We start from the raw sequence: 18138 nt of genomic DNA on the forward strand, positions 1-18138 counted from the left end.
TAAAAGAAAGATCGATAAAAAACAACAAATTCCCTATACTGAGCTTAAAGAACAAACACGGAGAAACGCTCATGTCAGGCAACGCTGATGCACTAAAAAAAGCGGCGGCAGAAGCTGCTATGCAATACATTGAAGACGGCACTGTCGTCGGAGTCGGTACCGGCTCAACCGTAAACTTTTTTATCGATGCATTAGCCGAGCGAAAACATGACATTGAAGGTGCGGTTTCAAGCTCTGAAGCCTCTACCGAGCGCCTGAAGTCTCATGGTATTGAAGTCTTTGAACTGAACTCCGTTGCCGATGTTCCCGTTTATGTAGACGGTGCTGATGAAATTAATGAGCATGGGCAGATGATTAAAGGCGGAGGCGGAGCGCTGACCCGTGAAAAAATTATAGCCGCAGTCGCTAAAAAGTTCGTCTGTGTCGCTGATGAAACCAAAATGGTTGGCCGTTTAGGTCAATTCCCGCTGCCGGTTGAAGTCATTCCTATGGCACGTTCATACGTTGCCCGCGAAATTGTAAAACTTGGCGGCGACCCGGTCTGGCGCCAGGGTTTTACCACCGACAACGGCAACTGGATACTCGATGTGCACAACTTTGACATCATGGAGCCCATGAAGCTTGAAGCTCAACTGAACAATATTGTCGGCGTAGTCACCAACGGGCTCTTTGCTCAGCGTGGTGCGAATGTGGCGCTTATTGCCCGTGAAGACGGGGTTCAGACTCTGAAGGTAAGTGGCTGATGCAAACCTCATTAGCGAAGGACAAAATCAAAGTTTTATTGCTCGAAGGGGTTCATGACAGTGCTATCCAGTTATTTCGTCACCACGGCTATCATAACCTGGAAATACTGCAAACCTCTCTGAGCGAAGATGAACTCTGCGAGAAAGTTAAAGACGCTCATATTCTTGGTATCCGCTCACGCAGCCAGTTGAATGAACGCGTATTTGCCGCCGCCGACAAACTCATTGCGGTTGGCTGCTTTTGCATCGGTACTAATCAAATCGATTTAGACGCGGCCAAGCGACACGGTGTCGTTGTCTTCAACGCGCCCTTTTCCAACACCCGCAGTGTGGCCGAACTCGTTTTAGCAGAAATTATTATGCTGCTACGGGGCATTCCTGAAAAGAATGCCGTAGCCCACGAAGGTGGCTGGCTAAAATCGGCTAAGCAGTCTTTTGAGGCGCGCGGAAAAATACTGGGCATTGTCGGTTACGGTCATATTGGCAGCCAGTTGAGTGTTTTAGCCGAACAATTGGGCATGCACATTCGCTACTACGACGTTGAAGACAAACTGCCTATGGGTAACGCCCAGTCGGTTCCCACTTTGGATGACTTACTCACGCAAGCCGATATTGTCACCCTGCACGTACCGGAAACCGAACAAACGCAATGGATGATAGGCCGTCGTCAAATTGAACGTATGAAGCCGGGCAGCCTGCTCATTAACGCGTCGCGCGGAACGGTAGTGGACATTGACGCCCTGGCCGAAGCTCTGTCGTCAAGACACCTGGCTGGTGCGGCAATTGATGTATTCCCGGTTGAACCTAAAGGTAATAACGACGAGTTTATGTCGCCGCTGCGTGGCTTAAAGAACTGTCTGCTAACACCGCATATTGGCGGTTCAACTTTAGAAGCTCAGGAAAACATTGGCGTTGAAGTGGCCGGAAAATTGGTCCGCTATTCGGATAACGGCTCTACCCTGTCTGCCGTGAACTTCCCTGAAGTGAGCTTACCAACCCACGCAACGGCACAACGTTTGCTGCATATTCATAAAAACCAGCCGGGTATGCTAAACGCCATTAACCGCATTATTAGCGACAATGAAATTAACGTGGCGGGTCAGTACTTACAGACCGATGAAAGTGTGGGCTACGTGGTAATGGATATCGACGGTGACAACGGCGCCAATATACTGCAACAACTGAAAGACATTCCGGGCACTATTCGTGCCCGGCGTTTATTCTAGTCTTTTTTGCCCATAACCGTGCGTTCCATGCTCTCTGGTGAGACATGGCGCACGTCTTTGCCTTTCACAAAAAAGATAATGTATTCGGCAATATTCTGACAACGGTCACCAATACGCTCTAAAGAACGTGCGGACCAAAGCACATTCATAATTTTTGGAATAGAGCGCGAGTCTTCCATCATGTATGTCATTAACTGACGTGTCAGCGCTTCGTACTGACGGTCAGCCTGCTCGTCCTGCTGGTGCACATTATAAGCCGACTCCAGGTCCATACGGGCGAAAGCATCCAGTACATTACGCAGCATGCTTAATACGTGTTGCCCCAGGTTTTCGAGACTGACTAACAGTTGCTGTTGGTCGTTACTGAAACTTTCCTTAGCGACTTTTGCAATACGCTCTGCTTCGTCACCAATACGCTCTAAGTCAGCAATGGTTTTGATAATCGCAATGACTAAACGCAGATCGCTGGCGGTTGGTTGGCGTTTAGCAATAATGTGCACACATTCTTCATCAATCTGCACTTCGAGCTTGTTCACTTTATGGTCACTGGTCAGGACTTTCTCTGCCAAGTCGATGTCGCCCTTCTGAATTGCCAGAAGTGAATCCTGCAATTGCTTTTCAACCAATCCGCCCATGCTTAACACACGGTTACGCACAGCTTCCAGTTCGTCATTAAACTTACCGGAAATGTGCTTACCCATATTCATCTTATCCATGACTCGCTCCTTAACCGTAACGACCAGTAATATAATCTTCTGTCTGTTTTTCAGACGGGGTAGTAAATAAAGTATCCGTATCAGCATACTCAATCAATTTACCCATATACAAAAACGCGGTCTGGTCTGATACGCGCGCCGCCTGTTGCATGTTATGCGTAACAATAACAACGGTATACTTTTCCTTCAGCTCAGTAATCAGCTCTTCAATGGTCAGGGTTGAAATAGGATCCAACGCAGAGGTTGGCTCATCCAGCAACAAAATTTCAGGTTCAATGGCAATAGAACGCGCGATAACCACACGTTGTTGCTGACCGCCGGATAAACTGAACGCACTGGCGTTTAAACGGTCTTTAACTTCATCCCATAACGCCGCACCACGAAGCGAGGTTTCTACCGCCTCATCCAATACCCGCTTATCTTTCACACCCTGCAAACGCAAACCATAAACCACGTTTTCATAAATTGATTTAGGAAAGGGGTTCGGACGCTGAAACACCATGCCCACACGGCGACGCAAAGCCGCAACATCAACGTTCTTGTCGTAAATATTGTGACCGTGCATATCAATCTGGCCGTCAATACGGCAGATCTCGACCAAGTCGTTCATGCGGTTAATACAACGCAACAGTGTTGATTTACCACAACCCGACGGACCGATAAACGCGGTGACGCGGTTATTGGGAATGCGCATAGAAATATCGTGTAACGCTTGATCTTGACCGTAGTAAAGATTCAAGTTTTTAATATCTAAAGCAGTCTGCTCTGCTGGCAAGTTGTGCAAGTCCAGCTTTTCCAGGTTGTTTGTACTCGGGTTTACCGAAATCATAAGTTCAGACCTTTTCGCTAATTCATCAAAACTTTCGTGCTCAACGTTAGTGCTCAAGTGAGCGGTATTTTTCACGTAAATGGTTACGCACACCAATCGCCGTTAAATTCAAACCAACAATAATGGTGATCAGCAAGAATGACGTGGCGTAAACCAGCGGCCTGGCCGCTTCAACGTTTGGACTCTGGAAACCAACATCGTAAATGTGGAAGCCCAGGTGCATGAATTTTCTGTCCAGATGGAAGTAAGGGAAGTTCCCGTCCACCGGCAGCATAGGTGCAGATTTAACCACACCAACCAGCATCAATGGCGCAACTTCACCTGCCGCCCTTGCAACCGCGAGAATCAGACCCGTCATAATAGCCGGTGATGCCATAGGCAGAACAATGCGCCAAATGGTTTCCCACTTCGTTGCGCCCAACGACAAGCTGCCTTCTCGTAACGCCGGTGGAATGCGCGAAAGCCCTTCCTCGGTCGCAACAATCACCACGGGCAATGTCAATATAGCCAGAGTAACGGCAGACCATAAAACACCCGGTGTACCAAAAGTCGGATTCGGTAAGGCTTCGGGGTAGAAAATCTGGTCGAGGCTCCCGCCCACCATATAAACAAAGAAGCCTAAACCAAATACGCCATAAACAATCGACGGTACCCCGGCAAGGTTAATGACAGCAATACGGATTAATTTAGTGACCGCATTTTTGCCCGCGTATTCATGTAAATAAACGGCCGCAATAACACCAAACGGAGCGACAATAACGGACATTAACAGCACCATAAATACCGTGCCGAAAATGGCCGGGAACACCCCACCTTCGGTATTAGCTTCCCTGGGCGGTTCAGAAACAAACTTGCCAATTTGCTGGAAAAAATGCCCAAGCTTTGAGAAAAAGCCCATATCGTTAGGGAAGTTTACATCCAGTACGCGGTACATAGGTACTTTGACTTCTTCGCCGCGCATATCCCGCATAATTAAGGAATCACGACCGGCTTCGTCACGCAGTGCAAAAAGTTCTTTCTCGTATTCCAGGTAGTCGGCCTGAAGCTCTTCGCGACGCTGCTCAATGTCGTTTATCGCTTCTTCAGTCAAGCTGCCGCTAAGCTCAAGGCCACGGCGTTGTAGGTTCAATTGCGTTAACTCATAGTTAATAGCACCAATTTCACCTTCCTGCAGCGCCATAGCCTGTTCATTCAGCTCAACTGCGCGCTCAACCCGCTTAAACAATTCATCTCGCAAGTCGCCATGTTTCGCAACACGTTCGCCTGCCTGCTCGATAGCAACTGGATAACCGTAGAAATTACCATCTTTGGTACGTTCAATAACCGCCAGATCAGCCGGTGTTTCATCGGAGCGGATGGCAGGACCAAGCACCCAGGCAAAGTCCAGAGGTACGTACTCACGGTTACCAATTTTCATCAGGTAACGAGTCACTTCCTCTTCTTCGTAACCATCCATGATGGTGCCCGAGTTACTGACTCGTGATGTTGGAACCGACTCGCTCTCATAGATTTCACCAATGAGCGTGCGTGTTGAACCGTCAGCCTGTTCAATAGACATTTCATGAATGGCGGCGGGCCAGAAAAACGACAGTCCACGCCAGCCAATCATTAATACCAGCCCGATAACCGCTATTAAGCTGATGCTAACTGAGCCGGCGGTTAACCAGATCCAGGGCTTTCCGGACTTAAACCATGTATTCATTGAATTAAACCTCTGTTCCGGAATTACATCGAGCTGTATTTGTCGCGCAGACGTTGGCGAACAAATTCAGCAATGGTGTTAAAGAAAAAGGTAAATACGAACAGCACAAAGGCTGCCAGGAACAAGATTCGGTAGTGTGAACTGCCAACCTCCGACTCCGGCATCTCGACCGCAATGTTTGCCGACAAGGTGCGCATACCTTCAAAAATGTTCCAGTCCATAATGGGTGTGTTACCGGTTGCCATCAGTACAATCATCGTCTCGCCTACGGCGCGTCCCAGCCCCATCATAACCGCTGAGAATATGCCCGGACTGGCGGTTAGCAGAACCACTTTAGTCAGGGTTTGCCATGGTGTAGCACCCAGCGCCAGCGAGCCGTTAGATAAATGCTTCGGCACACTGAATACCGCATCTTCTGCAATTGAGAAAATGGTTGGGATAACCGCAAAGCCCATCGCAATACCAACAACCAGGGAATTACGCTGATCGAAGGTAATACCCAGCTCATTGGTTAAATAGCCACGCACATTGCCATCGAACAACACTTGCTCAACCCAGGGACTAAGGCCAAACGATAACCAACCGACCAGAATAACAATAGGTATGAGCAGCAAAGCGGCTCGTCCATCGGTAACGGTGTTACGAATATTGGACGGTAACCTCGACCATAAGAATGCCGTCAGTATTATCGCTGCCGGCACCAGCAGGAACACGGCTATCAGGCCCGGAAGATACCTCTCAATTATCGGTGCCAGCCAAAGACCGGCCAAAAAGCCGAGAATAACCGTCGGTAAGGCTTCCATAATTTCAACGGTCGGTTTGACGTATTTACGCACCGACGGAGACATAAAGTACGCCGTGTAAACAGCAGCAGCCAAACCAATAGGCACAGCAAACAGCATTGCATATGCGGCTGCCTTGATGGTGCCAAAAGCAATAGGAACCAAACTGTATTTAGACTCAAAGTCATCGGAACCAGAGGTCGACTGCCAGGTGTAGTCGGGCTCAGGGTATCCCTCATACCAGACTTCCTGCCACATAGCGCTCCAGGTTACCTCAGGGTGTTCGTTCTTAATATCAAACACACTGAAGCGATCACCACTTTGCATAATGAGGTAGTTAGCTCGAGGGTCGACCATGACATGCTCTAAACTGGATTCAAGAGGGTTGCCCCGGTACAGGTCCGCCTCTGACGTGGTATAGAATATACCCAGTTCCCCGTTCTCTGAAACGGTGTAGAAAGTACGTCGATAGTACTCTACTTCAATATCTTTAACCGGCGAGCCGGCATCAAATGAGCGAATATACTGATACTGCCGGCCTTCATCTGTCGATACCTGGAACCACTGTGTTACCAACCCGGTATCGTGAGTCACTAATATCGAACTTGCTCCGGCCATTAAATAGAGACCCGTGGCATTACCCTGCTCACGCGAATTAACCAGCATTAATTCACGCTCTGTCACCTGGCCTGAAATTCCAACATCGAATACATGAACTCGGTTACCGCGACGCGCCATAACCTGACGTAAGTCCGGAGTGACAATTAAGTCATCGATAGTGCCGTTTAGCGTCACTTTATGAAAAACCGGCTTTAATGTCGTTTCGCCAGTCATAAAGTTTTCTTCTGCTGCGTACTTGGTAATAAGCAAGTTATTACCGCCCTGCACAGCAGCAAACATCATAGTGTCACCATCGCTCTCGTAAGCCAGCTTTTCCAGAGCCTGACCACTTTCATCGACAACTAATGGTTCACCATTATTCAATACCTCCACACGCGGCGTTATTGTACGCTCAAGTGTGCCTTTTTCCGGGTCTTCAGCAAAAGATACTTTAAATTTAGGCTCAGCCACCATCGCTGTACCGTCGTTCAGACCGTATGCGTACTGCTTGTTGACCGGCAGAGTACTGGCAAAGCTCGTTATTTTGTCATCAGAGACCACTTCTTTTGAGTCGATGATATCGCCGGCCTTACGCTTAACGATAGATTTATCGGCCAGCGCGAAGAACTCAAATTTCCCCGATTTCATTAGACGGTAACCAATTTCGGCCTGCTCCTCCATGCCAAGTGCTTCTACATCATCACTGTTTGGCAATGAAAAGCTCTGTTCCTCTTTTAAAGAAACCGACTCGAAGATGGGCTGAACAACATAAAGCAGATAGAAAAAGATAAGCAACAGTGCTACCAACACCATAATGCCACCTAAAGTGACACCATAGCGAGCGGCACGATCTTTAAAGAGTCGTCCCCGGTTAGCGGCTAATTGTTGAGCTGACAGTGATGCCATCAGAAACCTCAGGTTTGAATACGCGTTACTAAAATTCTGCAAATAGTTTAGTTGAAAAATATGACAGTATTGTTACACCACTGTCATATTTTCTTAATAATGCAGTAATAGTTATAAAAAAGCCGGTAGCAAGCTACCGGCAAAGCAGTCTCAGGGACAAATTAATCTAAGCCAAGCTTTTTCAATTCAGCTTCAACAACCGCTTTAGGCAGTCCAATGTAACCGTCTTTATTGACAATATCCTGACCTGTTTTTGACAAGATCATGCGCAGAAACTCACCTTCCGCTTTACCCAGTGGTTTCGTCGGATGCTTGTTCACATAAATATATAGGAAACGAGCTAATGGATATTGACCTGCCAACGCATTCTCAGCAGTTGCGCCGATAAACTCCTGACCTTCGGCTTTTGCGATAGGCACCGCTTTAACACCTGAAGTCACATAGCCGATGCCGGAATAACCAATGGCATTAATTGAGGTTGAAACTGACTGTACAACCGACGCTGAACCGGGCTGTTCATTCACGTTCGAGCGGAAGTCGCCGTCACACAGGCCAATTTCTTTAAAGTAACCATAGGTACCTGATACCGAGTTACGGCCGTAAAGCTGCAAGTCACGGTTAGTCCACTCACCTTCCATGCCCAGGTCACCCCAGCGATTAACCTGCTCGTTCAGGCCACATTTGCGGGTTGAGGAAAATATTGCGTCAACTTCCGGAATCGTCAGACCTTCAATTGGGTTGTCTTTATGCACAAAAACGGCCAAAGCATCGATAGCAACACGAACTGGCGTAGGTTTGTAACCATGGCGCTTTTCAAAAGACTCGATTTCTTTTGACTTCATTGCGCGGCTCATAGGACCGAAGTTTGACGTGCCTTCAGTTAAAGCCGGTGGAGCCGTTGAAGAACCTGCCGCCTGCACCTGAATGTTTACGCTTGGGTAGTTACGCTTAAACTCTTCACTCCAGAAGGTCACCATATTGGCCAGAGTGTCAGAACCCACTGAAGATAAGTTGCCGGATAAGCCACTTACTTTTTTGTATTCTGGTAAATCGTCAGTTGCCGCTGCCAATGTACTGAATGCCAGTGATCCTGCAACAACTAAGCCTGTTAATGTCTTGTTCAAAGTAGATTGAAACATAGTGTATTCACCTCTAAGGGTTATTGAACTGTTTTCGAATTATGGCCAGTTTAAGACGCTTATGTGACAGCTTTATGACAATGTGAAAAATTTATGACTAATTCACTAAAAGTCCGCTCGGAATGCGAAATGAAAAGCGACTGCCTTTTTCTAGTGAACTATTAATATCCAACTGTGAGTTATGATGTTCTATTGCATGCTTAACAATAGAAAGGCCCAGCCCGGTTCCGCCACTGGCACTGTTACGATCATCCTCAACCCGGTAAAAACGTTCGGTTAGGCGAGGAAGGTGTTCAGCGGGTATGCCTTTACCATTGTCCGTGACGCTGAACTCCGCACCGCCTGCCACTCGTTTCCACGACACCGTAATGTTCCCGCCCTCTTGCGTATAATAAATAGCATTGGTTATCAGGTTCTGCATGGCACTGCGCAGAAGGTTTTCTTTACCGTAAATTCTGACAGGAGCCACCTGGAACTCAATAGTATGCTGCTTCGCTTCGTTTAAACGTTTGGCTTCAGCCTGCAGTTGTTCAAGCATAGCTGGCATATCCACTTCATGGTCGAATACGTCGTCACTGGGCGTTTCCATGCGTGACAACGTCAGCAACTGATCAACCAGGTTCGACATACGAGTACTTTGTGCATTCATGTTTTCAACGGCTTTTTTCAACATGGCCGGCGGCGTTTGCTGTGGGTCGTCCATCATTTCCAGATAGCCCTGCAACACCGTCAACGGTGTTTTCAGCTCATGCGATACATTGGCCACGAACTCCCGACGCAAATTTTCCAGCCGTTTCACCTGCGTCACATCACGCGCAACCAACAAGAACTGATCTTCGCTGTAAGGCATGATACGAATTTCAATATCCAGGCTTTCGCGTATTGGCGATGGTATTGTCAGCTCTTCTTCGAAGTTACCTTCGTTCAGGTAGGCATAAAATTCCGGGTGACGAATAAGGTTCGATAAACGTTGACCGGCATCGTCAGGCCAGCGCAGGCCGAAATAGAACTGAGCTAACTTATTACTCCAAAGCAAAGCACCGTCAGCACGGAAGACAATAGCGGCGTCGGGCAAGGCTTCCGCCGCTTCACGAAAACGCCGTAATAAACGAGCTAAAGCTTTACGTCGTTTTTGGCTGCGGCGCTGAGAGCGGTATATTCCATCGTAAATATAAGACCAGCTTCCCGGTGCAGAGGGCGGCATTAGAGTACGACTTTGCCAAAGCCACTTTATGAGCTTTTGCTGATAATAATAATGCCAGCAAACCAACCCCAATAAGGCTAAAGTCGTTATTGGCCAGAACAGGTCAAATAACCAGCCAACGAATAAAAAAGGCAGCAAAAATAAGAGCAGATTGCTGAAAGACTGCCAGTTAGAGTAGTTCCTGTCCATGCTAAATCAGCCTAAGCTTAACGACTTGAGAAACGATAACCGACTCCCCGCACCGTTTGAATCAAACGGTCATAACCATGCTCAGTCAGCGCTTTACGCAGGCGGCGAATATGCACGTCGACTGTTCTGTCTTCAACATAAACGTTGGTACCCCATACGTGATCAAGTAACTGCTCTCGACTGTAAACCCGCTCCGGGTGAGTCATAAAAAAGTGCAATAATTTGAACTCCGTTGGCCCCATATCAATACCTTTATCATCGACCGAAATACGATGTGATACCGGATCAAGTTTCAGCCCTTCAACTTCCAGAGGCTCGTCCAGAACCGTTGGGGCAACGCGACGGAAAACAGCGCGCATACGAGCCATCAATTCCTTCGGTGAAAACGGCTTGGTAATGTAGTCGTCAGCGCCAACTTCCAGTCCTTTGATTTTATCCTCTTCCTCACCTCGTGCTGTCAGCATAATGATGGGAATATTGCGGGTGAAATCATCGCTTTTTATTTTCTTCGCCAACTGCAGACCAGAACCGCCGGGAAGCATCCAGTCCAGCAACACCATGTCGGGGTATGGTTCAGCAATTTTACTAACAGCAGCATCGAAGTCATTGGCCTCTACAGCCTGATAACCGTGTTGTTCCATAACAAAGCTCAACATCTCACGAATGGGCGCTTCGTCTTCAACAATTAGAATTCTACGTGACATGCATTGGTTCCCTAATATGAACTGATGCTGCAATTATTACTAAAGAATATGACACTTTTATGAACCTGGACACATCTCTGTAAAATTTCTTATGTCATTGAGCAGAGAGCCACTGCAATAACTCGTAAACAATTGGAAGAGAAACAAAAGCAAACAGAATACCGTAACCCACCATGGCGGCCGATAACCTTGGCGCCAGCCCTGCCATAATGGCCACTGCACCTGCCGTGATCATAGGTGGCATAGCACTTTCAAATACGGTTACCTGAACCAGCGTGCTTTCAAAACCAAAGCCGAACAATAAAGCAATTGTTAATGCCGGCATTAAGACTAATTTAGTTAATAAGCCAATGGTTAACGGTGTTTTACTGCCCTTGGGTAAACGAAACTTAAGCTGAAAGCCAACAGCAATCATAATGACAGGCACTAAAGTTACGGCGAGTGAGTCAATCAACCGCTGAAAAACTTCAGGGTAAGTGAAAGACTTAGTTAATAACGCAATAACCAGCGCAATAAATGGCGGGAAGGTCAAAATTTGCCGCGAAACACTGCCAACTGTGGGCTTTTCGTCCTGCTCACGATACAGGGCAATAACAATAGTCGAGTAAATTGCTAAACCGAAAAAAGAGCCGAACTGATCGTACAATAACCCGTAAACAATAGCGTCACTGCCGTAAAAGGCTTCTATCATAGGGAAGCCAAAAAAGGACGTATTACCCAGCGGCACACAAATGAGTAGTGCACCGACTACCTCTCTTGGCCACTTAAAAGCGCGACCCAGCAGCCATATAAAAACCGCACTGGCTATCAGTAAAACCCAGGGAATAACAACCGGGATCAGTAGCTCAGAGGAAAACTCCAGGGCCGGAACTTTGCTGAAAATAACACCGGGGAGTGCGGCATAAATAACGTAAAGGTTAAGAACTTGTGCGGTGTTATCCGGGCACTTGCCGGTACGCTTAAGGATAAAACCAATAAGTAGGTAGAGCCCCAAGACTGCGAGGTTGATCATAGCGTACAGAAAGTTTGAGAGTGACCGCTATAGTGTAGCCTGACAGCCACTGTCAGGCTACTTTTGTGTTTACTTTAGGAGAAAGCGCTTACCAGGAAAAGTCGTGGCGAATACCCACAGCAATAAAGTCCTGCTCTACGCCGGGGGTTGCACCACAACCACGGGTTGAATAAAGCGCGATGTCACATTCACGACCGGTGTACCAGGCGTAAACGCGGGTATCACCGCTAAAGAAGTAATCGGCTCCCACTGACAAAGAAGCGTCGTTATCATTGCCGTCATCAATAGCTTGATACTGCGCTTTAAACACCCAGTTTTGATACGGGTGTGCAGCACTTACCAGGTAGCCGTCGGAGTCGTTCGCACCGTTAATGGTTTCAAACTGCTGCAGAGCCACACCAACGCGTGTTTTACCAAACTTTGTTGCGCCGGTTAACTGAGTAATGTCATAACCATTAACGTCACGGTCAAACGCTAACGCTGCATAATAATTGGTTTTCTTCAGCTTGCTGTCACCGTAAAGCAGGCCAAATGAAAAGCCATCGTCTTCGTTGTCATTCTCTGACGCAATGTAGGTCACACCAAACTTAAAGTTATTGAATGAAGGCGAGTAGTAGGTCAGCGTGTTATCCGGGCGGTTTTCACCACGGAATAGACTCTTAAGGTCGGCTTCATAGTGCTTAAACTCATCCACTGAACCTTGGGAATCTTTCAGAAAAGTATCGTACCGGCCAATCATGACCTCACCGAAATTACCGCGTAAGCCAACAACCTGGTTGCGGTTGGTAACAGCGTCTTTATCGTCGTCTGAGTCCGCAAGGTCGACACCAAATTCAATTTGGTAAAAAACCTCTAAGTCAGATTCCAGCTCAGCGGCGCCTTTAAAGCCAAAGCGCGACGAGTTACTGACAACTTCAGTATCCGCCCCATTACCATAGTCATTGCTTTGCAAAGACACATTCGCGCGACCGTAAACCGTTAAGCTGTCGTCGTCATTAGCAAAAGTGGAAAAACTGGCTGCAGTAGCAGCAATTAATAGCGGAACCGAGTACCTTTTCATAGTCATCCTCACGAGGTCTAAACTGGAACTGTCTAAATTTTACGCACATTATAGTGCCCGCAAAATTTATTGCAGTTATTTTTCTGTCGTGAGTCAATTCTATGTCCTTTTTATGACATAAATATGACAGATGAAGGTTTTATTTAAGATTTATTTCAGTTTTGCTAATTGCTGCTGTTGCTTAAGCTGACTTTTGGCGTATTTGAGCCACTGCTGTGCCGACTGTTCAGTTGTCTGATAACCTAAAGCCTGTTCAAAATGCGACGTTGCCTGTTCGTAGCGCTTTAAATTCAGAGACGCCATACCTTTTATCAAGTAAAGGTTGCCTTCGTTGTCCAGGTTCCCTTTACTGAGAGCGCTTTCCGCACTTTCCAGAGCTTTCTCGTTATTGTTCAGAGTTAAGTGTAACTGGGCAACCTGCAGCGCAAAGTTCCCGTGCTCAACCTTACCGGAAAGCTCGTTGTAGGCTTCAATTGCGAGTTCATATTCTTTCGCCTGAGTATAAGCCTGAGCCATAAATTTCAGGTTATCTACTGACTTTTCGACCTGACCGTCAGACATTGCCTGGTGGATAGTTTCAGCGGCTTTATACGGCAACTCGTTAAAATAGTAAGCCTGCGCCAGTTGCTTCCACTCACTGCCTTTTTCAATAAAGCCTTGCTGCCGCGCTGCTTCTAAAACGGCTAACTGCTTGTCATCCTGCTCTAACTGAGCATAAACACCGGCAAGCTGTAACCAATATTCCGGCTTGCTGTAGTCCGCAACCAAACGCTCCATCACTTTAGCAACCTGTTTGGGCTGTTCTAGTTCGTAATGCAGCGCACGCTTTAAAATCAGCCAGTTCTCATCGGGTGTTTTATTTTTCGAGTCTGCGGCGGCTATGGCTTTATCAATGAGTGGCAAGGCTTCCTGATGTTTATCGGCCTGGTAATAGGCTTGCGCTTTTAACACCCAGGCTTTACTCATCTCGTTCTCTTTCGCTAAACCTTCCCACTGCCCCAAAAAGCCAATTGCGCGTTGGAACTGACCGTCACTTAAAGCCAACTGAGCCAGGCTGTAGAGTGTGCTTTTCTGCAAAGAATCGGGAATAGGCGTCTCATTCACTACCTTTTCAAAGTGGTTAATGGCTTGTTTGGTATTGCCCTGCTCGTAATACATGAAGCCATAAAAGTTCCACATCATGGCGCGCTCATAGCTGTTCATGCTGTCCGCTTTTTCCGCTACCTCGCCCAGTATTGATAGCCCCTGCTCCAGGTTACCATTGTCCGCCTGCTCCTGAGCCCGGGCTAGCTGTCCGTAAACTTTTTCGCGCAACGCCGGAACACGCTCTGTCTGTTGAGCCTGAGCCGGATGCACAAATAACAACCAAACACTGCAAACCGCTAACGCCAGAAATTGTAATTTCATAAGTCACCCATTCAGTTCATTTCAAAGGTCATGCGGTTACGAACGCCGGCCACTTCAACGGCTTCACCGTCAATAACCCGGGGTTTGTATTTGAACTTCAGCACAGCATCCATGGCAGCCTGATCAAAAATACCTTCCGGTTCCGCTTCTACAACAACCGGGTCTCGTACTGATCCCTGCTTTGTCACTGTAAACTCAACCACCACATAGCCCTCGATACCACGTTGCAAGGCTCTGCGAGGATAAGCGGCCTGTACCTTCACGATAGGTAAATACTCACCGTCACTTGCCTGCAGTGACATACCATTTCCAATATCTCCGCCAGCATCCATGTTGGCAGAAAAGTCATAGCCAGAACCGCTGTCAGAATCGGCAATGTCGTTATCCATTTGTGGCTGCGGTAAGTCTTCAGGCGGCTGTTCAGGCTCTGGAGGACGCTCGGGCTTGCGCTCTTTTTCCTGCACCTCTTCAGGTTCCGGCGTACGCACAAAGTCCAGTACGCTGCCGCGCGGAGGCTCGCTCATGGCACCTTCACCACCACTGATTAACGATTGCATCAGGTAGAACAAGCCTATGGTGACAAATGCCGCAACCAATAGTGCTGCCAGGAATCTCATCATTTAGTCTTCATCCGTTGCTACAGAAACATCGTAAACACCTGCTGCTCGGGCCGCGTCCATCACCTTAATCAGCACTCGGGTGTTTGACTCTTCATCGGCCTGGATAACAACAGAACCTTGAGGGTTTTCCGCATACAAACGTTCAATGTTGGCTTGTACCGCTCTTACGTCCACCTGTCGTTTGTCTATCCAAATTTCATTGTTTTCACTTATTGCAATGAGAATGTTGGCGCGATCTTTCTGTACCGCAGTCGCGGTATCCGGACGGTTAACATCAATTCCGGCTTCCTTCACAAAAGACGCGGTGACAATGAAGAAAATCAACATAATGAACACCACGTCGAGCATCGGCGTCATATCAATAGCGCTTTCTTCTTCTTCAATTAAATTGGCAAAATGCTGCTTCATAATCTTGTCCTCAACGTCACCTTAGTGACGCTCCAATAAAATTTTATCTTCCAGCTTCATGCGCTCGCGACGTGTGGTTCTTTGCAACCAGGTTGCTGCGAACACGCCAGATAAAGCCCCCACCATGCCAGCCATGGTCGGAATCGTGGCCTTAGAAACACCTGATGCCATTGAACGTGCGCTACCGGTTCCGGTGACAGCCATAACATCGAACACTTCTATCATGCCGGTTACCGTTCCCATCAGACCCAGTAAGGGGCAAAGAGCAACCAGCGCTTTAATAACCGGTAAGTTGCCGCCAAGCGCTAAACTGGCTCGCGAGATCATTGCCTGGCGAATTTGTTCGGCATTCCAGGACGACTTGTCTTCACGCTGCTGCCAGCGTTTTAGCGTGTCTTTAACGCGGGCACGGTGTCCTTTCAGATAGTAAAAAATGCGTTCAAGAATCATCAGCCACATGGTGAAGATGAGAATACCGATGACCAGCAGCACTTGTCCGCCGGCCTCGATGAAGTCTCTAATCGCATTACTGAATTCAATGAGGAATAACACGGTTACTCTCCTCGCTCAGACCGCTCCGCAATAATGCCGGATGCTTGTTCCTGCAATATATGAATCAGGTTCTTACTACGGGTATGTAAGGTGGCGAACAATAAGGTCATAGGAATCGCAACCACCAGGCCCAGCACCGTTGTTACCAGGGCCTGCGATATACCGCCTGCCATCAGTTTCGGGTCACCAGTGCCAAACAGTGTTATCGCCTGGAAGGTGTTGATCATGCCGGTTACCGTTCCTAACAGACCCATCAGCGGTGCAACCACAGAGATGATCTTTATAAACGTCAGGTTACGAGTGATTTTCGGCACTTCCCGCAAAATGCCTTCACTGAGCTTCAGTTCAAGCGTTTCTGTATCCGCCTGTGGGTACTTGTCTTTAATCAGCATGACGCGACCGAGCGGGTTATCATTGCTTGGCTTGTCTTTCTTAAGCTGACGTTTAACTTTGTTACCCAGCAGCATCAGTGATACAAAGCGTTCTAAGGCAAACAGCAGACCAATAGCGCCCAAAGCCAGAATGATGTAACCAACCGTACCGCCCTGGTCGATGCGCTCACCTAAACTCGGTGCCTGAACCAGTAAACCAAGAATAGAGCCGCCTGTAGGGTCCAGACCAAAGGTTACAATGCCACTGTCGGTTTGCTGAATGTCTTCGGCAGTGTTCAGATAACGACCCGAAGGTTGACGCACCAGCTCAGCAACCGAGCCCGTTGAGCTCATGCGCTCCAGATACTTACCGTTTGAAACCAGGTTAAAAGCGCCAACACGAACCACGTCCTGCTCGGCTTTGTCACCATTAGCAGCCGTTACTTCGGTGGTGAATTCTGCCACTTTGCCCGACTCTGTCATTTCCTGTTGCAGAGCAAACCAGACACTCTCAATGTCCTCAATTGACGCCAGTTTAGAAGACGATCCCATACGTTCAGCAAGCTCGTCTAACTGTTCTGCCCGGCCCGGATACTGCGCCGAAATAACCGAATTATTAAAGTTACTGGATGCGTCATTAGCGACCTGCTGCAGCACACCAAACAGCTCCTTTAATGAGCCCATGCGCTGCGTTAAGGTGTCGCTCAAGTTACCCAAGTCGACTTCATTCTGCTCGAACTGAGTTTCCAGATTTTCAGCTCGCTGCTCTAAACGGTTACGCTCAGCAATAGCGTCAGCCAGCATGGCTTTTTGCTCTTGCTCTTTTTCACGGAAACGCTGTTCGCGCTCTTTATTACTTTCCGACTGAGAAAACTTACCCTGCTGTAACTGCTGTAACAGTTCATCTAAGTTAATCGGGTCCTGAGGGACAGGAGCTGCCAACGCCGTAACAGAAGCACAGGCCAATACCGTTACTGAAAACCATTTTGCGATACGCTGTATTAAATTCATGGTTATTACTCCTTATTGACCGGCGCTGTTTTGGGTAGAACTGTTTGATTTATTCGCAAACAGCGGCATCATCAGTAAGTCAGGCGCTAACTGTTTTCTGGCTATGCGAATCGCTTCGTCTACGGCAGGTAGGTGTTTACTGTCCAGCTCTTGCCAGCTGCGCTGCTCCTGGTTCCAAATACCCAGGTGCTGACCGTCACGCGTTTTATAAATTAATGCCACGCGACCAATTCGGAGGTAGGTAACGTCTTGCTGTTGACCATTAATTTCATGTTCTGCGGTATAGGCTTCAATATTGCGGCCATAATCGGCTTCTATCTGATAAGCCTCCATGACCCGGCGGAACTTCTCCGAAACATCGACATTCGCGCGTTCCATAAGGTCATTCAATTGCTGTAACCGCTCACTGCGCTCGGTTTGCAAAAATGGCACATCTAATTCAACAAAAGACTCAAGGGAGTCAATCATTCGCAACATCAGAGGAGTAATTTGACGCTCGACATAGCTGACCTGATCAATAGAATTATTGATGTCCTGCTTTTCACTTTCCTGGCTGCTGATTTGCTGCTCAACTTGGGTGGTATAAACTTTTAAGCCATCAATTTCTTTCATGATGCGTTTATACTGTTGCAGCCGCTCCTGCATATCATCCGAGATTTGATCGATGGTAAGCTGCGACTTACGGGCTGACTCGTTGATGGATGAGGCTCCGTCAACCACAGGCTCGAGTTTATCTTCCTGCGAGTAAGCTGGTGCAACGTTTAAGGCAACCGCAACTAAAACGCCAGCAGAAGTAATTAACTTCATAAATTATGACCTTTGTGAATTAATTTGTGGCGACTTTAGTGACTTTTCGTGACAGCTTAATGACCGAAAAATGTCATTTTTATGTCAGTGGCTTTATTTAGGATGAGCGGATTGCTTTATTGCGTTATTCTGGCCAATGAATTAGTTTAT

The 18138-nt window shown here is 47.6% G+C and carries 17 protein-coding genes; 2 read left to right on the forward strand and 15 right to left on the reverse strand.

The window, feature by feature from the left end:
- Positions 1-71 precede the first annotated feature (71 nt).
- Both rpiA and serA read left to right on the forward strand, forming a co-directional pair.
- On the forward strand, positions 72-743 hold the full coding sequence (gene rpiA / locus BM359_RS06265) for a ribose-5-phosphate isomerase RpiA (protein ID WP_054491230.1): 672 nt from the start codon (positions 72-74) through the stop codon (positions 741-743).
- Positions 740-1969, forward strand: coding sequence for a phosphoglycerate dehydrogenase (serA, locus tag BM359_RS06270; RefSeq protein WP_054491231.1), 1230 nt, complete (start codon positions 740-742; stop codon positions 1967-1969). The genes rpiA and serA overlap by 4 nt, the downstream gene beginning before the upstream one ends.
- Here the strand turns inward: serA and phoU are convergent.
- The 15 genes from phoU to BM359_RS06345 form a co-directional block, all read right to left on the reverse strand.
- The gene (gene phoU / locus BM359_RS06275) at positions 1966-2685 is read right to left on the reverse strand and encodes a phosphate signaling complex protein PhoU (RefSeq protein ID WP_054491232.1); all 720 of its coding nucleotides are present in this window, start codon (positions 2683-2685) and stop codon (positions 1966-1968) included. The genes serA and phoU overlap by 4 nt on opposite strands.
- Positions 2686-2695: 10 nt before the next feature.
- Complete coding sequence (gene pstB, locus BM359_RS06280) at positions 2696-3514, reverse strand: phosphate ABC transporter ATP-binding protein PstB (protein WP_054491251.1); 819 nt, start codon at positions 3512-3514, stop codon at positions 2696-2698.
- Positions 3515-3560: 46 nt separating this feature from the next.
- Entirely contained in the window at positions 3561-5216 is a 1656-nt protein-coding gene (gene pstA / locus BM359_RS06285; RefSeq protein WP_054491233.1) for a phosphate ABC transporter permease PstA, read from the reverse strand.
- 23 nt (positions 5217-5239) lie between these two features.
- Positions 5240-7504 (reverse strand): ABC transporter permease subunit, encoded by a 2265-nt coding sequence (locus tag BM359_RS06290; RefSeq protein ID WP_054491234.1) that lies wholly within the window; start codon positions 7502-7504, stop codon positions 5240-5242.
- A gap of 161 nt (positions 7505-7665) precedes the next feature.
- Positions 7666-8643, reverse strand: coding sequence for a PstS family phosphate ABC transporter substrate-binding protein (locus tag BM359_RS06295; RefSeq protein WP_054491235.1), 978 nt, complete (start codon positions 8641-8643; stop codon positions 7666-7668).
- A gap of 97 nt (positions 8644-8740) precedes the next feature.
- The gene (phoR, locus tag BM359_RS06300) at positions 8741-10036 is read right to left on the reverse strand and encodes a phosphate regulon sensor histidine kinase PhoR (protein WP_054491236.1); all 1296 of its coding nucleotides are present in this window, start codon (positions 10034-10036) and stop codon (positions 8741-8743) included.
- A 17-nt stretch (positions 10037-10053) separates the two neighbouring features.
- Complete coding sequence (gene phoB / locus BM359_RS06305; RefSeq protein WP_054491237.1) at positions 10054-10740, reverse strand: phosphate regulon transcriptional regulator PhoB; 687 nt, start codon at positions 10738-10740, stop codon at positions 10054-10056.
- Positions 10741-10834: 94 nt separating this feature from the next.
- A complete protein-coding gene (locus BM359_RS06310) occupies positions 10835-11752 on the reverse strand; it encodes an AEC family transporter (RefSeq protein ID WP_054491238.1) in 918 nt (305 codons plus the stop codon).
- 88 nt (positions 11753-11840) lie between these two features.
- Positions 11841-12812 (reverse strand): porin, encoded by a 972-nt coding sequence (locus BM359_RS06315; protein WP_054491239.1) that lies wholly within the window; start codon positions 12810-12812, stop codon positions 11841-11843.
- A 150-nt stretch (positions 12813-12962) separates the two neighbouring features.
- A complete protein-coding gene (locus BM359_RS06320; RefSeq protein WP_054491240.1) occupies positions 12963-14219 on the reverse strand; it encodes a tetratricopeptide repeat protein in 1257 nt (418 codons plus the stop codon).
- 11 nt (positions 14220-14230) lie between these two features.
- Entirely contained in the window at positions 14231-14839 is a 609-nt protein-coding gene (locus BM359_RS06325) for an energy transducer TonB (RefSeq protein WP_054491241.1), read from the reverse strand.
- Positions 14840-15247, reverse strand: a complete 408-nt coding sequence (locus tag BM359_RS06330; RefSeq protein WP_054491242.1) for an ExbD/TolR family protein — start codon at positions 15245-15247, stop codon at positions 14840-14842.
- A gap of 21 nt (positions 15248-15268) precedes the next feature.
- Positions 15269-15799, reverse strand: a complete 531-nt coding sequence (locus tag BM359_RS06335; RefSeq protein WP_054491243.1) for a MotA/TolQ/ExbB proton channel family protein — start codon at positions 15797-15799, stop codon at positions 15269-15271.
- Positions 15800-15801: 2 nt separating this feature from the next.
- A complete protein-coding gene (locus BM359_RS06340) occupies positions 15802-17181 on the reverse strand; it encodes a MotA/TolQ/ExbB proton channel family protein (protein WP_054491244.1) in 1380 nt (459 codons plus the stop codon).
- Between the two features lie 12 nt (positions 17182-17193).
- A complete protein-coding gene (locus BM359_RS06345; protein ID WP_054491245.1) occupies positions 17194-17988 on the reverse strand; it encodes a DUF3450 domain-containing protein in 795 nt (264 codons plus the stop codon).
- Positions 17989-18138 lie beyond the last annotated feature (150 nt).

The sequence above is a fragment of the Idiomarina abyssalis genome (assembly GCF_900116625.1).
GTDB classification, from domain to species: domain Bacteria; phylum Pseudomonadota; class Gammaproteobacteria; order Enterobacterales; family Alteromonadaceae; genus Idiomarina; species Idiomarina abyssalis.